This is a genomic window from Pelagibius litoralis, from assembly GCF_011683915.1.
In the GTDB taxonomy this organism is placed as follows: Bacteria; Pseudomonadota; Alphaproteobacteria; order Kiloniellales; family Kiloniellaceae; genus Pelagibius; species Pelagibius litoralis.
The window spans coordinates 235,553-258,835 of sequence record NZ_JAAQPH010000006.1 but is presented as its reverse complement, the minus strand read 5'-3'; the positions used below and the strand labels follow the sequence as shown (position 1 = coordinate 258,835).

Genomic DNA, 23,283 nt, shown 5'->3' with positions numbered 1-23,283 from the left:
CGGCAGCAATGGACAGACTAAGGACAACCGAGGATCAAAGAAGGATGACCCCATGCGTCTCGACCGCTCAGCCCCCCGGGGCATGCTTCACCGTCTGGTTCTCGATTCCACGCTGCTGCGCAATAACCTGCTGGGTGACCCGCACGAACGCGATGTTGTGGTCTACATACCCCAGGGACACGACGGCAAGGATCTGCCGCTGCTGATCGACATCGTCGGCTTTACCGCCGGCGGCCCGGCCCATGTGAACTGGAAGAACTTCGGCGAGAACGTTCCCGAACGCCTCGACCGGCTGATCGGCCAGGGCGAGATGCCGCCGGCGGTGGTGGCCTTTCCAGACTGCTTCACCCGGCTGGGCGGCAATCAGTACATCAACTCGGAAGCCATGGGCCCCTGGGAAGACGTGCTGATCGACGAAGTTGTGCCCCTGGTGGAGCAGCACTTCGGCTGCGGCGGCGACGGACGCCGTGGCCTCTTCGGAAAGTCCTCAGGCGGCTACGGCTCCATCGTCCATGCCTTTCGCCGGCCGGACTGCTGGTCGGCGGCGGCCTGTCATTCGGGGGACATGGGCTTCGAGCTCTGCTATCTCGGCGATATGCCCGCCGTGCTGCGCGCCATCGCCAAAAAAGGTTCCATCGAAAAGTTCATCAAGGATTTCGAGGCCGGGCCGAAATGGAAGGGCGGCGACATTCATCTGCTCATGACCCTGGCCATGTGCGCCACCTACGACCCGGACCCCGCCGCCTTCTGCGGTGTCCGCCTGCCGGTCGATCTCGAGACCTGCGAGTTGATCGAAGAACGCTGGCGGAACTGGCGCCCCTGGGACCCGGTCAACATGGCCGACGACAAGACGGACAATCTGAAAAAACTGAAGGCCTTGTGGATCGACTGCGGCGACGTCGATCAATACCAGCTGGTTTACGGCGCCCGAAGGCTGCACCGCAAACTGAAAGCCGCCGGGGTCGATCATGTCTACGAGGAATTCGCCGACGACCACTCCGCGGTCGACTATCGGATGGACCGCAGCCTGCCCTTCCTGGCCAAGGCACTGAGCTGACAGCCCCTCGGTTCAGACAAAAAAAAGGCCACCGTAACCGGTGGCCCAAGTTTAGGGAGGAAACGCCCGAAGGGCGTCCGGAACGGCGCAAAGCACCGTTCGCAGGTCTAATATGGGTATTTCAGCAGCAATCTACAAAGCAATTTTTTCATTTGCTGAAAAATTGACCAAACGTTCTAAAATATAGGCAGGAATAGCGGCAATTCCGCAACAGTCACCAGCGGTTTATAGACTTCGCAGACTGGAAGTCATTCCATGCCGTCACTCTTCTTGCAACGGATACTGGTGTGGGGATCAGCCTCAACAAGCCGTTCCTGGGAACCAGTCGTGGATAGTTTGCCGGTCCCGCAACGCCTGGGACTAGAGGCCCGAAGCTAGAGACCTGTGGGGTCGCCCTGCGCCACCGGTGCCTGGCCGCCGGCCAGCGGCGGGTCGCCCTGCGCCTCGACCGCCGGCATCAGCTCGCCCTCCTTAAGGGCGTTGAACTCACGGGTCAGCGCCACCGCCGCCTCCAGATCGTATCTCTGCAGCAGGCCCCAGACCAAATCCAGATTGGGACGCACCCTTTTCTCGCCAGCCAGGAAGGCACGGCCATACCAGCGATAGGCCTCGGCATAATCTCGTTTCACCGACACTCCCTGCGCATAGAGATAACCGAGGATTTCCATGGCCTGCGTGTCGCGGCGATCCAAGGCGCGGCGCTTGATGAAGGCAACTTCCTTCAAAGAGAGATCGGCTGGGTCGGTCTGCTCCAGAAACGCCAGCCAGGCCGCATCCTCGGCTGTGAGGGGCGGCCCCTGTTCGTCGGGGAGCGGCACATTCGACGGCAGCACTTGCGTCTGCGCGCACCAGGTCGGCGCCCGGCGGGCATGGGCGCAGATATAGACGCGCATCATCGTCGTCGCGCCGTTCCAGAGATCGTGTTCCCAGGGCGATGTATCTGCGTTTGATTTATCGGCGTGTGGTTCGCCTGTTTCCCCGGCCGCTGAAGGTACAGCAGGGGACTCTGCCTGCGCAGCGGCAAGCAGAAAGACCGGCAACAGGAAAGCGGCGAGAACGGTTCGTATCGCCAAGGTACAGCGATCAGGCCGTACAGACCGGGCGGACACGATGATGTCCGTTCAGCAGGCGTTGGCCGCGGCGGGCCGATGGGCTTCCAGGGCGCCGGGCAGGACCGAAAGGACATCTTCGATCAACTGTCCCTGTGCCAGGGGCTGCCAAGCGGCATCCAGGGCGTAGTACCAGCCTTGGGCCTTGCCGAAAGCGCAAATCAGGCATTGATGATCGTAGTCGAGCAAAGCGACCACCAGTTCGCCGGCCTCGGTTTCCACCGGCACACAAGCGCCGGCCAAACCGCGATCGACCATCTCGCAACCTTTGTTCAGCAGGACATGAATATCGGCCCGCGTAAACTCTGCATGACCAATGGGCAAAACCGACATGGACCTCTCCACGGTTCGGACGTTGCCTTCAGCTTCCCTTGAAAATGTAACCATGAGGTAAATGTCGCCAGTTCTTTCAATGATTGGCTAAGACATTGATCCTCAATAGTTAATAACAAATTACCAAACTGGATTCAGGCCTGTCCAATCGTCCGAACCTGGGGTCCAGGCGCCATCACCCACCAGATGTAGTGGGGTGGTAGTCGGCAACCGGATATCAGTCGCGGAAGTTCTCGTATTGCAGGGGCTGGTCGATCCCCAGATCCTTGACGAAGGCAATGGCGTCCTGAAGGTCATCGCGCTTTTTGCCGGTCACCCGCAGGCTGTCGCCCTGGATCGAGACCTGAACCTTCAGTTTGCTGGACTTCAGTTCCTTCACGATCTTCTTGCCGAGATCCTGTGCGATCCCCTGCTTGATGGTCACGGTCTGGCGGATGGAGTTGCCCGAGGCCTTTTCCGGCGTGCCGAGGTCGCAAGCACCTGAATCGATCTTGCGCCGCGTCAGGTAGGTGCTGAGGAGGTCGTGCATCTGGCGCAGTTTCAGATCGTCATCGGCCAGAAGGGTCAGAACGCCCTCCTTCCGCTCGATCGAACACTTCGATCCTTTGAAGTCATAGCGCTGCTCGATTTCCCGGCGCATGCCGGCAAGCGCATTGTCGACCTCATTGAGGTCCGTTTCCGAGACGATATCAAACGACGGCATGCTTTGGTTCTCCTCCAGCCTCTGCCTGAACAAGGTAGGGGCGATTTGCGCTCCCAATTGCCTCAACCGGGAACATCGCGCCCTGATGCGACCGACCTTCGGCACCGCGGACGGTTCCACCCTGCGGCCGATTCGACCAGCACATTATAGTCGCTCGGCAGGGTCGCCCGGATCGTTTCTTCCGGGAAGCGCGTCAGGGAAAGATCCCGACGATACGGTCTGCCAGCGTACCCCCTTCCCGTAAGATTCGAATCAAGTAATCGAGAATGTCCTGGCGCCCTATTCTACCAATAAGGCAGGCCGCCTTTTCTACGGAACATCAACCGGAAACCGGCCGCCGGAAGGTTCAAGCCGGCGTCGATCCTCGGCTCACCTGAGTACACCCTGCGTTTGCCACAGAATAATCACGCGCGATTTAAGGCTAATTACACGCAGGAAACCAATGAACCTGCGAAGTAACTTCTCCTTAACCGGTTTTATTCTGAAATCGCCTTTGTCGATTAGTATCTTGTTAATATCTTACCGATTACGATTAGAAAGGTTCCGTTAGTAAGTTTTTTTGGAGTTCCTATGAGCTCAAAAGTTGGCCCAGAGCATCTGCGTGATTTCGAGCGGCGACGCTCGTTACGCTTCGTGTTGCCGCGGCAGGAAACGATCACCTTGACCGCCGCAGGCAAATGCTACCAAGGCATTCTAGAGGATGTCTCGATCGGCGGCGCCAAACTGCGCTTTGCCGACGAAACGCCACCGCCGGTGGACGTAAGCGTCGAGCATGCCGAGGCGGGTGAGATCCTGGGAACCTGCATGTGGCATGACGGGGAATGCATGGGTATTGCGTTCACGCTGACCGATTCGGCCCTGCGGCTGATTTCCCACTGCCTGCGTCAGGGAATCCCCAACAACCGCGTCAGCGCCGCCTGACCCTGTCGCGCGGCGCCCGGTAAGCGGCCAGGTCAGCCAGAGATCAGCTGCCTTCGCGCTTGACGATATCCGTAATCTCAATGGCGATACGGTCTTCGACCACCACAACCTCGCCCTTGGCGACAAGCTGGTCGTTGATCCGCATTTCTATCTCGTCGCCCAGTCCGGTCTCCAACTCCACCACCGCGCCGCGGCCCATGCGCAAAAGCTGGCTGACCGGCATGGAAGCGGTGCCGAGGATCGCATAGGCCTCCAGCGAAACCTCGTGGATGGAGGGTATCATCTCAGAAGCGTCGTCGCCGGCGGCTGACCCGTCGTCACCACCCGCCGCGTCGTCTTCTTCACCCTCTTCGGCCATGGCCGCCCACTCAGCCATCATGGCCTCCTGGTCGGCGTCATCCGAACCGGCTTCTTCAGCAGATGCGTCCACTTCGCCCTCGGCGTCGGCGGAGGCCTCGGCGTTCTTCTCTTCGTCGTCGTCAGGCATTGCTCAATCCATGCCGGTTGTTCCGGGACCGCCCACCCAAACCCAGCCTTAGAGGGCACCTGGAGGTTACGTCGATCCTGTTGCTGCTCTTAGTCATATTTAACCATAATTGCTTAACGAAATGAGAGCAGCACGCAGCAATCCAGCGGCTTACCTTTCGGCGGTCCCTATGGCAAGTTCGGCGCATGAGCATCCACATCCTTCCCGCCGCAGGCTCGAACAGGCTTTTGTGGCGCTCCCTGTTGATGGCGGCCCTCACCCTCTGCCTTGCAGCGGCTGAGGCCGGGGCGCAGAAAAGCGCCCGCCAGGTATCGGGCCGCGGACCGGCCGTGATCGATTCCGCCAGCCTCGGCTTCGCCGGCCAGCGCCTCTCTCTTTACGGCCTGCGTGCCGTCGCACCGTCCCAAACCTGCGCAATCGGCGACCAAGTCTGGGCTTGCGGCCAGGAAGCGCGCTGGGCAACCCAGAACCGGGTCGGCAATCACTGGGTCGTCTGCGTCGAGCGTGCGCGCGGCGCCGGCGGGGACATCCTCGCGGTCTGCTATCTCGGCGGCGTCGGCGGGCCCGAGCTCAATGCCTGGCTGGTCGAACAGGGCTGGGCTCTGGCTGAACGAGACGACGTTACCGATTACCTGGCACAGGAAGAGACAGCCCGTGCGGCCGGCCGGGGGCTCTGGCGCGGCCGGTAACAAATCGGTCAACCGCCTAAACCCTGTTGTAATAAAAGACGCGATTATCCGATAGCAGTCGGTTAATTAACAAAACAATCTAGATAAACTAGGAAAAACAACTCCTATAAAACACACTGTAATTCATCAAAATTAATAGTTAACAGTTGTATTTATAAGAAATTCAAAATGAAAATAACGCCTATACATTAACATGAATAGTTAATTATTCGAATTTCAATTGATTCTAGCCCTTAGGGGTGATACCTTCTGATTACTGCTTTGCCAGTACTAGGTTCAATACGGCGTTAGCGACCTTGCCGTGGGACCTACCTTTAAGCCACGATTAGTCCTTACGGCCCCGGGTTCTTCCCGGGGCCGCTTTTCTTTGGACGGGCGTACGGCAATCAGCGATGCAGACCGGCGATATCAGGCAGGCTGCGCGAAAGCAGCGTCTCTTTCGCCAGCGCCTCTTCAAGCGCCAGGCCGAGGCGCAGCAGCTCCCGGTCCCGCCCCTTGCGGCCGACGAACTGCAGCCCGAAGGGCAGACCGTTTTCATCAAGACCGCAGGGCAACACAAGAACCGGGTGGCCGGTCAACGTCAGGACATAGGTAATCGCCACCCAGGAGATGTAGGTCGCCAAGGGCTGCCCGTCGATTTCCGTCGGGAAGAGCTGCGCCTTGTCGAAGGGCTGGACCGAAGCCACCGGGCAGACCAAGAGGTCGTAGTCTTCCATAAACGCCAGGAAGCGATGATAGAGCGCTGTCTGCGCGACCAGGGCCTCGGCCACATCCACCGCGGAAAACGTCAGACCGAGCTTCACATTGGCCGTGACATTGGGGCCGACCAGCGCCGGCGAGCGCTCGACCAGGCTTTTCAGTTCCCCCAGGAAGCCGACAGCCCGCAGCACCTCGAAACAGCGGTCCTGCTCGCCCAGTGCCGGGTTCGCTTCCCTGCAGTCGACAATCTCGCCCAGCGCCGCGCAGCGCTGGCGGAAGAGCCGGCGCACTGCCTGGCTGACCGGGGCCGCGCCGAGGTCTTCGGAGACGGCTACCTTGACGCCTTCAAGCGACGCAGGGCGCAGCCCGCCAAAGGCAGCGCCTTCGGTAAAGCCCGACAGCGGGTCGCGCCGGTCCTCACCGGCAATGGCGGAGAGGAACAGCAGGAGGTCGCCAAGGCTCCGCGCCATCGGCCCTTCGGTCCAGAGCGGCGACCAACCCATTGCCTTGCGCGCCGTCGGCACCAGGCCCGGGGTTGCCCGATAACCGACGATACCGCAGTAGGCCGCCGGCGTACGCAGCGACCCGCCGAGATCGGAGCCGCCGGCCAGGGGCAGCATCCCGGTCGCCAGGGCCACCGCCGAGCCGCCGGAGGAACCGCCGCAGGTCAGCGCGGTGTCATAAGGATTGGCCGTGGTCCCGTAGACCGCGTTGGTCGTATTGGCGCCGGCCCCGAACTCCGGTGTGTTGGTCTTGGCAGCGATGATCCCGCCGGCCGCCCGGACCGTCGCCACAAAGGCATCGTCCTTCGCGGGAACATGTTCGGCAAAGGCCGGCGAGCCGAAGGTCGTGCGCAGGCCCGCCGTCTCGTTCAGGTCCTTGATGCCGATCGGCAGGCCCAACAGCGGCGCTTGCGTTTCACCGCGCAGGATCGCCGCCTCCGCCTGCTTTGCCGCCGCCAGGGCCGCCGCACGATCTTCGGCAACGATGGCATTGACCGCCGGATTCACGGCATCGATGCGCTGGTGGCAGGCGGTCAGAAGCTCGACCGGCGAGACCTCCTTCGCCAGCAGCAGGCGCCGCAGCGACAGCGCGCTCATATCACAGAGGGAGGTCTCTTCGGTCATGTTTTCCTCTTTTGCCGAAGGCGCTCTCAGGCGACTTCCGGATAGCCCAGCGCCACCGCGCCGGCTTCCATCTCACAAATACAGTCATAGGCACTGGCAGGCTTCACCAGGATCTTGTGCAGCAGCAGCTCCGCCCGTAAGTCCTGCAAAGCCGGATCGGCAAAGGCGCTGCGCAGGCCGGCCCGCAGACGCTCCAGATCCGCCGCCGCGATGTCGCCGCGCGTGATGTAGGGCAAGGCCGGTGCCGCGGGACTGGCCACCAGGCGGCGCAGCCCCGCCACCGCAGCGGGCTGCGTTCCGGCCAGCAAACGATAGGTCACACAGTCGACGGCACAGACATCGGCCTCACCCGCGATCACAGCCGCCATCGATGCCCGGTGGCTGCCACTGAGACGCAGGGAGGCAAAGAATCTGCCATCCTCGGCCAGAGGCGCGACGGCCGCGCGCAGGACATTGTAGCCGCTCTGCGAACCCACCTCGTTCGCCACGGCACGCGCGCCCTTCAGTGCAGTGAGATCGCCATAGTCGGCGTCTTCGCGCACCAGGATCTCGCTGAAATAAAACCCACCCTCGCAACCCGGGCAGTCGTATTCCGGGGTCGCCAGCAGGGTTACCCTGCCCTTCAGCGCATGGGTCAGCGGATAGCCGCAGGTCTGGCTGAACAGCAGATCGGGAGACAGCCAAAGCGCCGCCGGATCGCCGCCGCGCTCCAGGATGTCGGGCACGTCCTGCAGCCCTTCGGCACGGAATGCCCGGGCCAGCGCCGCCCACCAGGCATCGGTCTGCGCCTGAAGGCCGGGCAGGTCGTACATCGGCAGGGATGCCCTCAGCATCAGGCCCCGTCCGGCCAGGGATCGTCCGGCCAAGGATCATTCTGGCCTGCGGACAGCCGCTCAAGACCGTCGCCGATCTCGTAGAAGTCGCCCTTGTCGGCGACATGGATATGACGATGAACGCGCAGGCCCGACGGTTGATCCAGAGCGCCTGCGGAGACCGAGACGAAATCGTTGTCCGCCTTGTCCCAAAACAGCGAGGCACCGCAGCCGCCGCAAAAGCCCCGGCGCACGCCGGGCGAAGAGCCGTACCAGACGACCGCCGCCTCGTTCACGATCGCAAGGCCGTCGCGCCGGACCGCCGAAAACGCCGCGAAGTTACTGTGTACCCGGCGGCACTGTCCGCAATGGCAGGCAATCACCGGGCGCAGCGGCCCGGTCACGCGAAAGCGTATCGCGCCGCAGAGGCAACCGCCTTCTCTTGTGTCGTCTTTCGTCATCCCCGTAATGCCCCTAATGCATTGCCGCTCCTAGCGCTTGGCGCCCTTCTCTTCCCGGCTCTCAAGCTCCGACAACAGGCCCGCCAGCAGCTTTGACACATCCGGCGGCTGCACCACGGCACCGCGGATCAGATTATCAAAGTGCTGGGTCAGCGCACGGATATGTTCGGTCGAATTGAAGACGAAATACATATTGCCGATATAGGCGGCGGCCCGCGTGGGCCCGAAGATGGTAACCGGCGCGGAGTAATGCTTCAGGCCATCGAAGAGAAACCAGCGGAAGGTCGGATAGAGTTCATCCAGCAGCGCGATCATCCAGGAGAGCTGCAGCTTGCGGTCGGACAGCGGCAGGGTCGACCAGATGCCCTGCCCGCGCGCAAACATCTCCAGCGATTGAAGGGAGGAACAGGCCTCCAGGTCGGTCTCCGGCCGCCGGCTGTAGGCCAGACGCGCCTCCGCCTGCTCCATGCGAAAGGCCGGCATCTCGCTGCCCTGCTGACGATACTCGAAGCGGATCACTTCCTCCCCCTTCAAGAGGTCCGGCAGGGTGGAGGGCACATAGCGGATCTTGTAGCCCACCGCCTCGGCCCGCCAGCGCGCCAGCCGCTCGTCAGCAAAGGTGGAAGAAGTCCCCTGGGCGATTTCCGGTGCCTCACTCAGAATGTTGGTGCCGACCTTCTCCTCCTGGATCAGCCCCAGCAGCCAGTCGGTGGAGACCTGCTCATGTTCGGCGATGGAAGCAATGGTCTCCGCCCGCGGCAGGCGGTCGTTTCCGTCGGACAGCAGCTGTGAGAGCGTCGAGCGGTCGAGACCGGCCTTGCGGGCGAAGGCCGAACGGCTGAGGCCCGAGCGGTCGATCACCTCGGTCAGGCGTTCGCGAAAGATTTCAACGGTTTGTCGGCGATCCATTAAGGTTTCCGTGATTATTAGCCACTTTGTTGATAATTCGCACATATTAGAGTGAATATGCGGCGATTGTAAACAATGCAGATAAGAAACTGCGATATGTGCGCAGTCCCGCATTGTTGTCCCCTACCCCTTTTTGGGAGAATGCCCTGGTCGTTATGTATCAGCCGTTATTCATCGGGGGATGAAACCACTTGAGTAATCGTTTTGTGTCGGGGCAGGCCTCTGCCCCCGTTCTGAGAAAACACGTTTCCAGAAAGTTCGAGTTCCCGACCCTGGCGGTCGTGGTTGTGATTTACGCTGCCTTCGGCGCCCTTACCTGGTTCCACGGCGCCCTGGCCTGGTGGGTCCTGCTGCCGGCCGGCACCTTTCTGGTGGCCTGGCACGGCTCACTGCAGCATGAGGTGGTGCACGGCCACCCGACGCCTTTCGCCTGGCTGAACGAAGCCCTGGTGCTGCCGAGCCTCTGGCTCTGGATCCCCTTCCGCCTCTATCGCGAAAGCCATCTGGCACACCACAACGACGACAGCCTCACCGATCCGCTGGACGATCCGGAATCCTTCTATCTTACCGCTGAGGCCTGGGCCACCGCCGGCCCCTTCGTCCGGACCTTCCTCTGGGTGCAGAACAGCCTTGCCGGGCGCCTGCTGTTGGGGCCGCTGCGCTGCTTCTGGCTGCTCTACGGTGCCGAAGGCAAGCGCCTGCTGCGGGGCGATTTCTCCCACGCCAAGGCCTGGGCGCTTCATGGGCTGGGTGTCGTTCTGGTGCTTACCTGGGTGCTCGCCGTCTGCGGCCTGCCGCTCTGGCAATACCTGCTGTTCTTCGTCTATCCCGGCATCGGCCTGACCCTGCTGCGCTCCTTCCTGGAGCATCGCGCGGAGCCGGTTCCGACCCACCGCTCGGCCATCGTCGAGGCCGGGCCGCTGATGTCGCTGCTGTTCCTCAACAACAACCTGCACATCGTCCACCACGCCAAGCCGGGCCTGCCCTGGTACCGCATCCCGGCGCTCTACCGCGAACAGCGCGCCCTCTTCCAGGCCGCCAACGGGGGCTACGTGTTCTCCGGTTACGGTACCATCTTCCGGCGCTATTTCTTCCGCGCCAAGGAAGCCCCGGTCCATCCGGGAACGGCATAACCACCCTAATCGGTTCTGATCGAAGAGGCACGGGAGCAGCTGCTCACCGTTCTACGCGATCGCCTAGGCGGACCAACACAGATAGCAGCATTTTTCGTTTTCTCTGGTCATTGAGAAGTCAGATTGGCTAACTAATCAGTGAACCAAAAAACTCAGGACACTGATGTCTACAATTGTATTCCATGGCCGCGTCATTCCCGAGAGAGCCGACTTTAATGCTACCGGTAGTGGGGGCAATCCCATCCAGAGGTCTATCGAAACACCGTTCGGTGAGATTGGCTGTCACTTCACGATTCTGAAATCGGTAATTTCGGTCCGATGCATAACCAACAACGTCGAAATCAATTTGGAAACGCTACGAAATCTTGTGGTCAACAGCCTAGTGTCAGTCTTCACTGATGCTCATGGAATTGCGAGCGGGATCGGCTACGATGTTGAGATCGTTTCAGCTCTCAACGTCGACTCTGGCTATTTACGAGTGTTTGGCGCTGACGAACGAATAGATACCACGGACCCGTTCCCGGAGCTTGCTCAGCTCGTTCAGCTAGCGGGATCAGATCTCCAGTTGCGATCAGCAATGGCCAATTTCCGGAGATCGATAAGAATGCCTATTGAAACAGCGTTTTATTGCTACCGAGCAATAGAGGCTGTGAAAGGATTCTTTCTTTCGATGACGTCTGGTAGAAAAGACATCGCAGCATGGAGAGAAATGCGCACTGCTCTGAATTTGCAGCAAAGCACCCTAGCAGAGTTCAAAGTAGCAGCCGATCAAATGAGACATGGCATTATCGTTGATCAGACATGGGGTCAGCGCAAAAGGCAGATGGAGATTGCGCGAGAGGTGGTCAGACGGTTCGCCCACTTTCTAGCTAACGACAAGACTAGACTCAGCAGCGAAAAGTTTCCCGAATATTAGGGTCTCATTGCGCCGCAGCCGCCTTCAACAGCCGCCGTTCGCGGTAGAAGGTGTAGATGCCCATACCGACCACGACGAGGCTGCCGACCAGGGTCCAGCCGTCGGGAACTTCGCCGAACAGCAGGAAGCCCAGGATCATCGCCCAGATGAGGACAGTGTAGCGGAAGGGTGAGATGAAGCTGACCTCGCCCATGCGCATGGTCCTGACACCGAAGATATAGGCAAAGAGCAGGAAGAAGGCGGCGCCCGCCGTCAGCGCGAGCGACGGTCCGCTGACCGGCGCCCAGTCCTCGGTCAGCGCCAGCACGCCGCCGACAACGGTAATCGCCAGGCCGGAGGTGAGCGCGGTGAACAGCGTGGGAACGCCGGCGGAAAGAAGCCGGGTTGAAAGATCGCGCAGCACGATGAAGGCGACAGCCGCCACGGCCCAGAGGGCGTAGGCGTTAAAGCCCTCCCCGCCCGGCCGGACGATAATCAGCACACCGATGAAGCCCACCGCGATGGCGCTGTAGCGCCGCCAGCCCACGGCCTCGTCCAGGAACAGGGCGGCCGCCAGGGTGACGGCCAGGGGCAACGCCTGAAGGATGGCGGTCGCGTTGGCGATCGGCATGTTGAAAAGCGCGGTCAGGAAACACAGCGTGCCACCGACCTCGCCCGTCGCCCTCAGGATCAGCACCATCGTGTCGCCGCGCGATGGCCGATAGAACAGGCTGCGGCGATGCCAGGCCAGCAGGGTGAGCAACAGGCAGGCGAAAACGCCGCGCAGCAGGATAATCTGAAACAGGCCGAGGTCCGCGGAAGCCAACTTGACGGTCGCGTCGTTCAGCGCAAAGCCCGCCATGGAGATGGACATGAAAAGGGCGCCGCGGAAGTTGTCGGATAAATTGTTCATGACGGGCCGAGACTAACCGACCCCGTGCAGAACCAGCTATGCTGCTTCTGCACCCCCCTCCGCCGTGCGGCGCGCGACGAAGTCGTCGAGCTCGTCCTTTATCGCCGGGTCGAGGGGCGGCGGCGTGAAGTCTTCCAGCACGGATTTGTACAGGCGGTTGGCGCGCTGGGTCGCGGTTTCGCTGCCGCCGTCCTGCCAGTTTTCGAAGTTGCGCCAGTCCGACAGGATAGGATCGTAGAAGGCAGTCTCATAGCGCTCCAGCGTATGGGCGGCGCCGAAGAAATGACCGCCGGGCCCGACCTCGCGGATCGCTTCCAGACCGATGGAGTCCTCGCTGACCTCCAGGGGCCGCAGGAACTCCGTCATCATCTGCAGCATCTCCACATCCAGCACGAATTTCTCGAAGGAGGCACAGAGACCGCCCTCCAGCCAGCCGGCGCCGTGCATCATGAAATTGGCGTGGCCCATGACCGCGCCCCAGATCGACATCTGGGATTCGTAAGCCGCCTGGGCATCGACGCAGTTGGCCGCGTTGGCGTTGGAGGAGCGATAGGGAATGCCCAGGTGCCGGGCCAGCTGTCCGCCGGCCAGGGCGGCGCGGCTGTATTCCGGCGTGCCGAAGGCCGGCGCGCCCGATTTCATATCGACGTTGGAGGTGAAGCCGCCGTAGATCACCGGCGCACCCGGGTTGACCATCTGGGTAAAGGCCATGCCCGCCATGGCCTCGGCATGCTGCTGGGCCAGGGCCCCGGCCACCGTCGCCGGGCTCATGGCACCCGACAGCGTGAACGGCGTGATGATCACCACCTGATTGCGCCGCGCCATTTCGATGATGCCTTCGATCATCGGTCCGTCGAGGCGCAGCGGCGAGGAGGTGTTGACGATGGTGAACAGGCAGGGTTTGGCGGCCAGTTCAGTCTCCGTCATGCCGTGACCGATACGCACGATCTCCAGGCCGTCGAGAATGCGGGCCCGGCCGAGGGAATAGGCATGGAAAGCCTTGTCGGTCAGCGTCAGACAATCCCGCAGCGCATCCAGGTGCCGGGTCGCAGGGTGCAGGTCGACCGGCTCCACCGGATAGCCGGCCACGAAGTGCACGATGTTGAAGGCCTGGGTCAGGCGCAGGAAGTTCTTGTAGTCCCGGTAGTTGCCGGGACGGCGCCCGCCGTCCATATCGGATGAATTGGGGGCCGAGCCGACGCTGCCGAACACGATCCTGCGCCCGCCGATCTCCAGATTGTGGGCCGGGTTGCGGGCATGCAGGGTGAAACTGGAAGGGGCCGAGGCCAGCGCCTCCTTCACCAGACCGCGGTCGAGGTAAACACGCTGGCTGCCCGGCTCCACCCTGGCGCCGGCCTTGGCGAGGATTTCCCGGGCTTCGGAGTGGAGGAAGTCCATGCCGACCTCTTCCAGAATGCGGAAGGCGGTGTCGGTGATCATTTCAACCTGATCGTCGCGCAGCACTTTTATGGGGTCGTAGGGGTTTTCCGGCAACACCCAGTCGAGCTGCTTCAGGCCGGCTGCCGGCCTGCGTTCCCCCTGCCCGCGCCGTCCGCCGCGGCGCCCCGTATCCCGTGCCATGGTACCTCCTCGGCCTTCATGGTGAGGCCTTTATGTTTGTGCGACAGGACAGCCTGCCCGGCGGCGTGCATCACGGGCTCCCGGCCCCGTTGCGCCAGAATCGTGGCGGGCCGCCGCGGCTGATCTGCTTCCCTATCAAATTGTATATACAAGTCCGGAAAGTCTCGTGTATAGACGACAGGTGGTGTCGTTTCCGGCCTAAACGCGCAGGGTTCTGGCGGTCAACAACCGCCCCGGCGGCACCCGAAAAGGGTCGGATCGATTCCGCCCGGCGCAGACGGGAAGACAGACGCGGTCTTCCTAGCGGGCCATACGGTCAAGGTGGGCGCCAGGGGGGAACGATCCGTCGATCAGACCTGACAAGGATACCACCACCATGACCGTACTTCCGGATTCAAAAACCTATGTCATCGCCGGGGCCGGCATCCACGGCCTCTCCACTGCCTGGCACCTGGCCATGGAGCTGGAGGCTCGCGGCAAGGGGTCCGGCAAAGACATCGTCGTCCTCGACAAGACAGCACCCGGCGCCGGGGCCAGCGGCATCGCCTGCGGCTGCGTGCGCAACTTCTACATGACCGAAGCGCTGCATCCGATCCTGCGTCATTCCGTCGACGTCTGGATGGAAGACCCGGTGCGCTTCGGCTTCCAGCAGGTCGGCTACATCTCCGTCGGCGAGGAAAACCAGATCGCCGACTACGAGCGCATGACCAAGAGTCAGAACGCCGCCGACTACCGCTCCGACGTTTATGTCGGCAAGGAGGCCAAGTCTTTCCTGAAAGGATACTGGCCCGACTTCAACACCGAGAACGTCGGTGTCGTGCTGCACGAAAAACCCTCGGGCTATGCCGGCACCCGCCAGGCCGTCGCCGGCCTGGCCGAGAAGTGCGTTCAGCACGGCGTGCAGATCCTCTCCGGCATCGAGGTTACCGGCTACGACGTCACCAACGGACGCATCTCCAAGCTGCACACCAACGAGGGCGACATCGCCTGCGACGTCGCCGTGCTCTGCTACGGCGCCTGGATCGGCAAGCACTGGGAGATGCTGGGCAAGCCCGACACCATCGAGGCCAAGTATCCCGACGGCGGCACCAACAGCCTGGACATGTGGACCTACTGGCGGCTGCTGGAGGGCGAGGTCTATGTCGATGAGCCCTACCGCGATAACCGCGACCTGGACCCGCCGGTACTCCACGTCGAGATGATGAACACCCCGGTGATGAACGAGGAAACCGGTGCCGAGATCTCCGACCATCTCTATGTCTACTGGAAGAACGGCGCCGAGCGGATGGAGCGCGCCGGCGTGCAGGGCGGCACCATCCCCATCAAGATCGGCCCCAAGGCCGCGGTCGATCCCTACGGCTGGGACAACAAGGACTACCAGGCCGACGACTGGTTCGCCGACTACCTGACCGCCGCCATGGGCTATCTGATGCCGCGCTTCAAAGGACACCGGAAGAACTTCAAGGACCGGCCCAACGGCGGCATCGGCGCCTTCACGCCGGACAACGTGCCGATCTTCGACTGGATCCTGCCCAACGCCTACATGATCGCCGATTCAAACCACGGCTTCAAAATGACCGGGGTCGGCAAGCTGGTGGCAAAGATCCTGGCCGGCGACAACCGGGTGGCGGAGCTGGAGCCCTTCGCCTTCACCCGCTTCGCCCAAGGCCGCACCTTCGGCGCCTCCAACAGCCACTGCCCCTGGGTTTAGCAAACGGCACGCTGGAGTAAACGAAAAGGCGGAGCTTTATGTGGCTCCGCCTTTTTTGCGTGCTGGTTAAGCTGTCAATATGTCAGCCACTAGCTGGCGGGCTGCGATTGAAAGAACTAACATTATTCCTCTGGAGGCTCTTCGTGAGGATTTGGCTCAATCGTCAGTCACCTCTCCTCCTACGCATGAACCAAGCCGCCCGCCGCCATCAGTGATACTTGATCAGCAGAACCAAAGGCACAGCGGAACCATCATCCCATTCAGAGGCAACATAGAAGTAGGCGCCCCGGAAGCCGCCCAGGGAGCAGCCCTCCGGCTTATCGCAAAGATGGTCCGCGACATCGCGCTTCCAAAAGTCGTAGCAGTCTCCGAGCGGTATGGCCTGCAACGGATGGCCAACGTCGGCGACGACGAAGCGCAGCCGGCCCTGGCGGATCAGATCTTTCACAACCGCCGTCGTGAGGTCCCGTTTTTCGACGGCATCGCCCAGAAGCGCCGCAATCTCATCATTGGGCCAGCGGGTGAGAGGCTTTGTTGTATTAATCAAAGCTCTTCCTAGAGCAGATCCCGGTCGGATGGAATCGTCGGAGGCGATCCATCGACCGGGTGAATCTGCTCTAACTGTTTGATGGCGATCGGATTCACATGTTTTGGCGCAACTACGAAGTGGTTCCGTCAAAACATGATCCGATCTAGGACAGCAGCGACTTCAATACGACGCGGTAGTTTTCCAGCACCTTGCGCTCGTCCCTGTGCGACCCTTCGCAGACGACCCAGTCGCCGCCGACCATGACGTCGCGCACGGGATTGCAGTTGCCGGCGAAGATCGTCGCGTCGAGCAGGCGCTCGACGGGCATCTGCGAGAGTGCCGGCGTCGCCGGGTCGAGGACCACGAGGTCGGCGCGGCGGCCCGCCTCCAGTGCGCCGATGGGACGGCCGAGGGCCTGGGCGCCGCCGGCGAGCGCTTCGCTGTAGAGGCGGTGGCCGAGCGCGGCAGCCGCGCCCTCTCCCGCCAGCACGTTGCGCCGCCGGGTGGCAAGGCGCTGGCCGTACTCGAACCAGCGCAGTTCCTCCACAGGGCTGACCGAGATGTGGCTGTCGGAACCGATGCCCCAGGCGCCGCCGGCATCCAGAAAGTCTGCCGCCGGGAACAGGCCGTCGCCCAGGTTTGCCTCCGTCGTCGGACAGAGCCCGACGACCGCGCCGGAGGCCGCCAACCCCTTCGTCTCTGCCGCACTCATGTGGGTCGCATGCACCAGACACCAGCGGCGGTCGGGCGGGCGGTTCTCCAGCAGCCATTCGACCGGGCGCCTGCCGGACCAGGCCAGACAATCCTCCACCTCCTTCACCTGCTCGGCGATATGGAGATGGATCGGCGCCCCGGGATCGAGTGCAGTCAGGCCCGTCACCGCTTCATCCAATGTCTCAAGCGTAACCGCCCGCAGGGAGTGCGGCGCCAGACCGACCCGAATCTGAGGATCGCCCTCATGCGATATCTTAAGCGCCTCAACAATGCCCAACAAGCGATTGGGATTATTGAGAAAACGCCGCTGCCCTTCACCGGCTTGCTGAGCTCCGAAACCGCCGTAACCATAGAGCACCGGAAGCTGGGTAATGCCGATCCCGGTGGCCTTGGCCGCCGCGATGGTCCGGTGCGACATCTCTGCGATATCGTCGTAAGGCTGCCCATCAGGGCCATGATGCAGATAGTGAAATTCACCGACCGCCGTGTAGCCGGACTTCAGCATCTCGACATAGAGCTGGGCGGCGATGGCCTGCACCTGTTCGGGGGTCAGGGTGCCGACGAAGCGGTACATTACCTCCCGCCAGGTCCAGAAGGAATCGTCGCCTGCTCCGCCCGGCTCCACATGTTCGGCCAGGCCCGCCATGGCCCGCTGGAAGGCATGGCTGTGCAGGTTCGCCATGCCGGGCAGCACCGGCCCGGCCAGCCGCGTGGCGTCGCCCGCCGCGGCATCTCGCGTCACCTGACGAAGGTCACCCCGCGCATCAACCTCCAGCAGCACATTTTCCGCCCAGCCGTCTGAAAGAAAGGCCTGCTCTGCAAAAAGCTTATGGCTCGTCATGATGTCCTGCTATGAGAAGAGGCGACTTGCGCTTGCGTGTTGGGAGAGCCGAGCGTAAGCCAAGCAGGTTGTATATACAACTGACGCCGCAGTGGCGCTGCAATGGCGACGTCGTGAACAGGGGAAACGGCACTCATGTGGGATGAGCTCTGGACCGGCGCGCGCCTGGCCACCATGGTGGCCGACCCGGCGCACGCCAAACCTTACGGCGCCGTCGAAGCGGCGGCGCTTGCCGTGGCCGGCGGCAGGATTGCCTGGCTGGGGCCGCAAAGCGCGCTGCCCGGCGCGCCGGCGGATCTGGCCGGCGCGGTACACGACTGCGCGGGCCGCTGGATCACCCCCGGCCTGATCGACTGTCACACCCATCTGGTCTATGGCGGCGATCGGGCGCGGGAGTTCGAACTGCGCCTGGAGGGGGCTTCCTACGAGGAAATCGCGCGGGCCGGCGGCGGCATCCGCTTCACCGTCGCCCAGACCCGCGAAGCCGACGAGGAGACCCTCTACAACGCCGCCCTGCCCCGCCTGCGCGCCTTCCTGGCCGAGGGGGTGACGACCATCGAGATCAAGTCCGGTTACGGCCTGTCGCTGGAACACGAGTTGAAGATGCTGCGCGTTGCCCGGCGCCTGGGCGCGAACGAAGCGCTGACGGTGAAGACCACCTTCCTGGGCGCCCACGCGCTGCCGCCGGAATTCGACGGCCGGCCGGAAGACTATATCGATGCCGTGATCGCCATGATGCCGGAGGTCGCCGCCTCCGGCCTGGCCGATGCCGTCGACGCGTTTTGCGAGCACATCGCCTTTTACCCGGAACAGGTGGCCCGCGTCTTCGAGGCGGCCCGGGCCGCCGGCCTGCCTGTGAAACTGCACGCCGATCAACTCTCCGACCTCAAGGGCGCCGCGCTTGCCGCCCGCTTCGGCGCACTCTCCGCCGATCATCTGGAATACACCAGCGACGAGGGCGTGCGCGCCATGGCCGCCAGCGGCGCGGTTGCGGTGCTGCTGCCCGGCGCGTTTTACTTCCTGCGCGAAACCCAACAGCCGCCGGTGGAGGTTTTCCGCCAGGCCAGAGTGCCCATCGCGCTGGCCAGCGACTGCAACCCGGGTTCGGCCCCGGCCACCTCACTGCTGCTGATGCTGAATATGGCCTGCACCCTGTTCCGCCTGACACCGGAGGAGGCCTTGGCCGGAATCACCCGCAACGGCGCCCGCGCCCTCGGCCTGCAGGACAGCCACGGCACCCTGGAAACCGGTAAGGCCGCCGACTTCGTGCTCTGGGATATCGATCACCCGGCCGAGCTCGCCTACCGCATCGGCTTCAACCCCTGCCATCAGGTGGTGAAGGACGGGAAGGTCGTTCAGGGCGGCTGACGAAACTCCCCTCACCCTCCCGCTAACGCGGGCCCCTCCCTCTCCCACAAGGGGAGAGGGAACGACAGCGACCCTTTTTTGGGTTCCCCCTCTCCCCTCGTGGGAGAGGGTCGGGGTGAGGGGGCTTCCCGCGTAGCGGGAGGGTGAGGGGGATTCTTTCTTCGCGCTAGCCTTGACTGACCGGCTCCCAGAGTTCGACTTTGCGGCCGTCCGGGTCCATCAGCCAGGCGAAACGGCCGTAGTCGTAGTCCTCGCCGGGCTGGACCGGCTCGACTCCCCCGGCCTTGGCACGCGCCAACATGCCGTCGAGGTCGTCGACCATCAGGTTCAACATGAAGGGCAGCGTCGAGGGGGCGAAGTAATCGCTCTTGGCGTCGAAGGGCGCGAAGACGGTGCGCGCCGCGCCCGGAAAGGCTTCCACCGCCTGTTGCTGAAGGAAATCGAAACCGCCGTAGTCGTTCGCCTGAAGCCCCAGCACCCGAGCATACCAGGCCTTCGTCGCCTCCGGATCGGCGCAAGCCATGAACAGACCGCCAAGTCCCAGAACCTTCGCCATCGGTGCCTCCCCCTGTTCGCCATTGCTCACAACACTGTCGGCGACTTCGACTCAGAGATCCACCTCCATCTCCGCCCAGGCCAGCATGGTCTGAACGAGGCCGGAGAGCACCGGGCGCACCTTGGCCGCCAAGTCTTCACGGAAAGCAAAGGGCGGATCCTCGTCCATGTAGGTGATCCAGGAAAGCTCCAACTGCACCGCGTGAATACCGGCGTCGGGCTTGCCATATTGGCGCGTGATGTAGCCGCCCTTGAAGCGCCCGTTGGCGGCATGGCTGTAACCGATCGCCTCGGCCTCGCGGGCCACCGCCGTTAGGATACCCAGCAGGTCCGGGGCCGCCGCCGCCCCCTCCGCCGTACCCAGGTTGAGATCCGGCAGGCGCCCCTCGAAGAAGCGCGGCACCTCGCTGCGGATCGAATGGGCATCCCACAGCAGGGCGATGCCGTGACGCTCTTTCATCGTTGCCAACGCAGCGGCGATGCGGTCGTGATAGGGCTGCCAGTAATCCGACCGCCGCTGCGCCACCTCCGCTTCCGCCGGCGCCTGCCCGTCGCGATAGATCGGCCGGCGGCCGAAGGTCGAGATCGGGCAGAGTTCCGTATTGTCGGCCCCGGCGTAGAGCGCCGCACCGTCCGGCGCACGGTTCAGGTCGGCGACGTAACGCGAATGGGTCGCCCGGATGACCGAGACGTCGAGATCTCCGAGAAAGTCGTAGAGCCGGGGGATATGCCAATCCGTATCCGGCACCGCCAGACCCTCTTCGGTCATCCGCGCCGCCAGTTCGGGCGGAATGTGGGTGCCGCTGTGAGGCATGGAAACCAGCAGCGGCAGGGAGCCTTGTGAAAATTCAAAGAGGTCCATCGACGATCCTTTTGAGGGCCGGCGCAAGCGGCGTCAGGCTGGCCAGAACACCCCATCTTGTATATACAAGTTTCTGCCGTAAAGCTTGTCTCATGGCAGGCAAAGGCAGTTGCTTGGAACAGTTCAGGCCGCAAGCAAACCCAACCCAGGAAACCACCCTACCCTATGGCCCCTTCCACCCCCGCCCCCACCGCGCAGGACGACCCGCCCCTCTATCAGCAGGTGAAGGACTACATCGTCAGCCGCATCCTGGCGGGTGACTGGCCGGAGGGCGGGCGCGTGCCTTCGGAGAACGAACTGACCCGCGAACAGGGCGTCAGCCGGATGACGGTGAACCGCGCCCTGCGGGAGCTGACCGGCGAAGGCTGGCTGGACCGGGTCCAGGGCGCCGGCACCTTTGTGGCGCAGACCAAGCCGCAGTCCGAAATCCTCTCGATCCACAACATCGCCGACGAGATTCGCGCGCGTGGCCACGACCACAGCGCCGAGATCTGCCTGCTGCGCCGCGAGAAGGCCCGCGCCTTCGAGGCCAAGCTGCTAGGCCTGAAACGCGGCGACACGCTGTTTCATTCTATCATCGTTCACCGGGAAAACGGCCAGCCGATCCAGTTGGAAGACCGCTACGTCAGCCCGGCGGCGGCACCGGCCTACATGGACCAGGACTTCACCAGGATCACACCCAACCACTATCTGATGCAGGCCGCTCCCTTAAGCGAAGCCGAGCACATGGTGATGGCGGTGCTGCCCAGCGATGAGGAACGGCGCCTGCTGGAGATCGACGCCGGCACCCCCTGCCTGCTGCTGCGCCGCCACACCTGGTCCGGCAAGCGACCGGTCACCTGGGCCCGCCTGCTCCACCCCGGCGACCGCTACCGCCTGGGCGGGCGCTTTTCGGCGGAAGACCGGGACCGGGACTAACGGGCCCGCCAACAAACCGCGAAACGCCCGGGACAACAACAAACACCATGGCGGGCACCACAACGGCGGTCAGCAACAGGGTTTGCAGGGCCAGGGGAAGCTGCAGGCCGAGCCATTCCAAAGCGGACAGCAGCAGGGTGACCAGCGGATAGACGCAGACCCAGACCGCGAGCATGAAGACCAGACGCTTGTTCACCTTGGCATAACCCGCGTTCGCTCAGTCTTCGGCCATGAAGGTCTGGATCGTTTCGAAATAGCCCGGCAACAGCGCCTGCAGTCTCGCCCGGCCCTTGCGGGTCAAAGTGATCCAACGGGCCCGGCGGTCTTCCTCGTTGTCGGTGACCCGGATAAAACCTTCGCGGGCCAGGGCCTTCAGCGTGTTGGTGACGATGGGCTTGGAGATATCCAGCTTCTCCGAAATCTCCGTCGCCGAGAGGCCGTCCACCGTCGGGTCGCGGTCCAGCAGAACCAGGATCAAAAAGCGCGTCTGAGAGAGACCGTGCTCGGCGAAGTAAGTCTCAAGAGCGCGCAGCAAAAGGCTGGCCCGGCGTAGCAGCTTCAGGGCCGCCTCTACCGTCGGCGCATCCATCTCGGTAAAGCGTGCCTGATAACCCCGCAGCATGTCCTGGGTCGGCAGGTCTTTCAGGAAAAACATAGAGAGGCCGCCCTCACAGCCGCGTCAGCTTGGTGATCTGCACCGGTTCGGCCAGCCAGTCCCGATAACGCTCGAAAACCGACAGCGTGTAAGGCTGAGCGTAGTGCGCCTCCAACGCCGCATCGTCGTCCCAGGTCTCATAGAGGAAGAGGTGCCCGGCGCCGTCGCGGGCCTCGTGCAGAACGAATTCGCGGCAGCCCGCTTCCCGGCGCGTCGCCGGGATGATCTCCTGAATCGCCTGGCGGGCATCTTCAAGGTGCTCGGGCTTCGGGACGATCCGGGCGAAGAGAGAAAAGGTTTCCGGCATGACGGGCTCCATTTAGTTATCATGATAACTATATAAACAAAAGAACCTTACCTTCAAGTCGTTTTTGCCGCCCTTAGCTTGGCGGCCCAGCGCAGCGAAAGCCGACCATGTCCAGGCTGATGTCCGGCGGGTTGCCGTGGCGGTAGGCGGCGCGCAGACAGTAGGGGTTGTTGCCCCAGCCGCCGCCGCGGATCACCCGCTCCGCCGGCTTGCCGGGAAACGGGCTGGCCGTCCACTCCCAGACATTGCCGGCCATGTCGTCGAGCGCGAAGGGCGAGCGCCCGGCGGGATAGCTGCCGACCGGGGCCGTGCGCGCATAGCCGTCGCTGTCATCCGCTGCGCAGCAGGGCTCGGTCCCGAAGTTGGCGACAAGCTGTTTGCCGTCCTGCACCGGCGGGACGTCGCCCCAGGCGTAGCGCAGCGACTGCGGCCCCCGGGCGGCGAAGGCCCACTCGTTTTCGCTGGGCAGACGCAGGCCGTGGTGGGCGCAGAAAGCTTCGGCATCGCGGACGGAGACCTGCACCACAGGATGCGCGTCCAGGCCGTCGATGGAAGAACCCTGACCCTGTGGACGCCGCCAGTCGGCCCCAGCGGCCAACCGCCAGCGGTCTGTCCAGACATAGCCGCTGCCCCGCAATTCAGCCTCCGTCCTATGGTTCTTCAGCGCGGCGAAGGCGGCGAACTGGGCATTGGTCACTTCACGCCGCATCAGGCTGAAGGGCGCAACGCTAACGCGCCGCCGCACCTCGTTGGCATCGCCGCCCGCGTCACCGGTCACGAAACTGCCGCCGGGAATGGCGACCAGGTCAAGTCCGGGATCGGCTGCTGTTGCATTGCCGGACAGCATCAAGATCGCCAAGGCCGCCACCGGAGAGATTTTTTGCAAGAGACAGCGCATCGGCAAAGTCCACCATTGCAAGGTGACCGGCGCCAATCACGTTTGAGTGCGGTCCGGGCAACGATTTCCGCAGGATCACTGGACGCCCCCGCCTGA

At 62.9% G+C, this 23,283-nt stretch carries 26 protein-coding genes; 8 read left to right on the top strand and 18 right to left on the bottom strand.

All coding sequences use genetic code 11. The features are described 5' to 3' along the window. Window positions 1-52 precede the first annotated feature (52 nt). A complete protein-coding gene (locus tag HBA54_RS10285) occupies window positions 53-1,057 on the top strand; it encodes an alpha/beta hydrolase (protein ID WP_167224092.1) in 1,005 nt (334 codons plus the stop codon). Between the two features lie 374 nt (window positions 1,058-1,431). Here HBA54_RS10285 and HBA54_RS10280 read toward each other — a convergent pair whose 3' ends face one another. From HBA54_RS10280 to HBA54_RS10270, 3 genes are all read right to left on the bottom strand, one after another. After that, entirely contained in the window at window positions 1,432-2,130 is a 699-nt protein-coding gene (locus HBA54_RS10280) for an SEL1-like repeat protein (protein ID WP_167224090.1), read from the bottom strand. 48 nt (window positions 2,131-2,178) lie between these two features. Continuing rightward, window positions 2,179-2,499: a hypothetical protein gene (locus HBA54_RS10275; RefSeq protein ID WP_167224088.1), complete on the bottom strand. Its 321-nt coding sequence runs from the start codon at window positions 2,497-2,499 to the stop codon at window positions 2,179-2,181. Window positions 2,500-2,716: 217 nt separating this feature from the next. Next, entirely contained in the window at window positions 2,717-3,202 is a 486-nt protein-coding gene (locus HBA54_RS10270; RefSeq protein WP_167224087.1) for a YajQ family cyclic di-GMP-binding protein, read from the bottom strand. Between the two features lie 570 nt (window positions 3,203-3,772). Here HBA54_RS10270 and HBA54_RS10265 point away from each other — a divergent pair. After that, window positions 3,773-4,123 (top strand): PilZ domain-containing protein, encoded by a 351-nt coding sequence (locus HBA54_RS10265; RefSeq protein WP_167224086.1) that lies wholly within the window; start codon window positions 3,773-3,775, stop codon window positions 4,121-4,123. A 43-nt stretch (window positions 4,124-4,166) separates the two neighbouring features. Here the strand turns inward: HBA54_RS10265 and HBA54_RS10260 are convergent, their stop codons facing one another. Beyond that, window positions 4,167-4,610, bottom strand: a complete 444-nt coding sequence (locus HBA54_RS10260; protein WP_167224084.1) for a FliM/FliN family flagellar motor switch protein — start codon at window positions 4,608-4,610, stop codon at window positions 4,167-4,169. Between the two features lie 185 nt (window positions 4,611-4,795). Between HBA54_RS10260 and HBA54_RS10255 the strand changes: the two genes are divergently transcribed. Next, window positions 4,796-5,299: a thermonuclease family protein gene (locus HBA54_RS10255; protein WP_167224082.1), complete on the top strand. Its 504-nt coding sequence runs from the start codon at window positions 4,796-4,798 to the stop codon at window positions 5,297-5,299. A gap of 386 nt (window positions 5,300-5,685) precedes the next feature. Here HBA54_RS10255 and HBA54_RS10250 read toward each other — a convergent pair whose 3' ends face one another. The 4 genes from HBA54_RS10250 to HBA54_RS10235 are packed head-to-tail and all read right to left on the bottom strand — an operon-like array spanning window position 5,686 to window position 9,307. Then, window positions 5,686-7,125 carry an amidase gene (locus tag HBA54_RS10250; RefSeq protein WP_167224080.1) on the bottom strand — a complete coding sequence of 480 codons (1,440 nt, stop codon included), beginning with the start codon at window positions 7,123-7,125 and terminating at the stop codon, window positions 5,686-5,688. Between the two features lie 26 nt (window positions 7,126-7,151). After that, complete coding sequence (locus HBA54_RS10245; protein ID WP_167224079.1) at window positions 7,152-7,958, bottom strand: phosphate/phosphite/phosphonate ABC transporter substrate-binding protein; 807 nt, start codon at window positions 7,956-7,958, stop codon at window positions 7,152-7,154. After that, entirely contained in the window at window positions 7,958-8,398 is a 441-nt protein-coding gene (locus HBA54_RS10240) for a GFA family protein (protein ID WP_167224078.1), read from the bottom strand. Before HBA54_RS10240 ends, HBA54_RS10245 begins: the two co-directional genes overlap by 1 nt. Window positions 8,399-8,428: 30 nt before the next feature. Further along, on the bottom strand, window positions 8,429-9,307 hold the full coding sequence (locus HBA54_RS10235) for a helix-turn-helix domain-containing protein (RefSeq protein WP_167224077.1): 879 nt from the start codon (window positions 9,305-9,307) through the stop codon (window positions 8,429-8,431). 191 nt (window positions 9,308-9,498) lie between these two features. Between HBA54_RS10235 and HBA54_RS10230 the strand changes: the two genes are divergently transcribed. After that, complete coding sequence (locus HBA54_RS10230; RefSeq protein ID WP_167224076.1) at window positions 9,499-10,440, top strand: fatty acid desaturase; 942 nt, start codon at window positions 9,499-9,501, stop codon at window positions 10,438-10,440. A 163-nt stretch (window positions 10,441-10,603) separates the two neighbouring features. Next, complete coding sequence (locus HBA54_RS10225; RefSeq protein WP_167224075.1) at window positions 10,604-11,356, top strand: DUF8168 domain-containing protein; 753 nt, start codon at window positions 10,604-10,606, stop codon at window positions 11,354-11,356. Between the two features lie 4 nt (window positions 11,357-11,360). Here HBA54_RS10225 and HBA54_RS10220 read toward each other — a convergent pair whose 3' ends face one another. Together HBA54_RS10220 and HBA54_RS10215 are read right to left on the bottom strand one after the other, a co-directional pair. Next, entirely contained in the window at window positions 11,361-12,248 is an 888-nt protein-coding gene (locus tag HBA54_RS10220) for a DMT family transporter (RefSeq protein WP_167224074.1), read from the bottom strand. A 36-nt stretch (window positions 12,249-12,284) separates the two neighbouring features. After that, window positions 12,285-13,829, bottom strand: a complete 1,545-nt coding sequence (locus HBA54_RS10215; protein WP_167224073.1) for a trimethylamine methyltransferase family protein — start codon at window positions 13,827-13,829, stop codon at window positions 12,285-12,287. 376 nt (window positions 13,830-14,205) lie between these two features. Here HBA54_RS10215 and HBA54_RS10210 point away from each other — a divergent pair, with 376 nt between their 5' ends. Further along, on the top strand, window positions 14,206-15,540 hold the full coding sequence (locus HBA54_RS10210) for an NAD(P)/FAD-dependent oxidoreductase (RefSeq protein ID WP_167224072.1): 1,335 nt from the start codon (window positions 14,206-14,208) through the stop codon (window positions 15,538-15,540). 208 nt (window positions 15,541-15,748) lie between these two features. On the opposite strand, the gene HBA54_RS10205 is transcribed toward HBA54_RS10210, so the two are convergent. Together HBA54_RS10205 and HBA54_RS10200 are read right to left on the bottom strand one after the other, a co-directional pair. Continuing rightward, entirely contained in the window at window positions 15,749-16,087 is a 339-nt protein-coding gene (locus tag HBA54_RS10205) for a hypothetical protein (protein WP_167224071.1), read from the bottom strand. A gap of 145 nt (window positions 16,088-16,232) precedes the next feature. Next, complete coding sequence (locus tag HBA54_RS10200; protein ID WP_167224070.1) at window positions 16,233-17,624, bottom strand: formimidoylglutamate deiminase; 1,392 nt, start codon at window positions 17,622-17,624, stop codon at window positions 16,233-16,235. 135 nt (window positions 17,625-17,759) lie between these two features. Here HBA54_RS10200 and hutI point away from each other — a divergent pair, with 135 nt between their 5' ends. After that, a complete protein-coding gene (gene hutI / locus HBA54_RS10195; RefSeq protein ID WP_167224069.1) occupies window positions 17,760-18,992 on the top strand; it encodes an imidazolonepropionase in 1,233 nt (410 codons plus the stop codon). A gap of 166 nt (window positions 18,993-19,158) precedes the next feature. On the opposite strand, the gene HBA54_RS10190 is transcribed toward hutI, so the two are convergent. Together HBA54_RS10190 and hutG are read right to left on the bottom strand one after the other, a co-directional pair. After that, window positions 19,159-19,548 carry a VOC family protein gene (locus HBA54_RS10190; protein ID WP_167224068.1) on the bottom strand — a complete coding sequence of 130 codons (390 nt, stop codon included), beginning with the start codon at window positions 19,546-19,548 and terminating at the stop codon, window positions 19,159-19,161. 51 nt (window positions 19,549-19,599) lie between these two features. After that, window positions 19,600-20,409, bottom strand: coding sequence for an N-formylglutamate deformylase (gene hutG, locus HBA54_RS10185; RefSeq protein ID WP_167224067.1), 810 nt, complete (start codon window positions 20,407-20,409; stop codon window positions 19,600-19,602). Between the two features lie 165 nt (window positions 20,410-20,574). On the opposite strand from hutG, the gene hutC reads away from it, so the two are divergent. Further along, on the top strand, window positions 20,575-21,327 hold the full coding sequence (gene hutC, locus HBA54_RS10180; RefSeq protein WP_167224066.1) for a histidine utilization transcriptional repressor HutC: 753 nt from the start codon (window positions 20,575-20,577) through the stop codon (window positions 21,325-21,327). Here hutC and HBA54_RS30045 read toward each other — a convergent pair. The 4 genes from HBA54_RS30045 to HBA54_RS10165 all read right to left on the bottom strand — a co-directional run bounded on the left by HBA54_RS30045 (window position 21,245) and on the right by HBA54_RS10165 (window position 23,175). Then, the gene (locus tag HBA54_RS30045; RefSeq protein ID WP_496196542.1) at window positions 21,245-21,502 is read right to left on the bottom strand and encodes a hypothetical protein; all 258 of its coding nucleotides are present in this window, start codon (window positions 21,500-21,502) and stop codon (window positions 21,245-21,247) included. The genes hutC and HBA54_RS30045 overlap by 83 nt on opposite strands. Window positions 21,503-21,544: 42 nt before the next feature. Further along, on the bottom strand, window positions 21,545-21,982 hold the full coding sequence (locus HBA54_RS10175; protein ID WP_167224065.1) for a MarR family transcriptional regulator: 438 nt from the start codon (window positions 21,980-21,982) through the stop codon (window positions 21,545-21,547). Window positions 21,983-21,995: 13 nt separating this feature from the next. Beyond that, complete coding sequence (locus HBA54_RS10170) at window positions 21,996-22,289, bottom strand: putative quinol monooxygenase (RefSeq protein WP_167224064.1); 294 nt, start codon at window positions 22,287-22,289, stop codon at window positions 21,996-21,998. Window positions 22,290-22,362: 73 nt separating this feature from the next. After that, entirely contained in the window at window positions 22,363-23,175 is an 813-nt protein-coding gene (locus HBA54_RS10165; protein WP_167224063.1) for a formylglycine-generating enzyme family protein, read from the bottom strand. Between the last annotated feature and the right edge of the window lie 108 nt (window positions 23,176-23,283).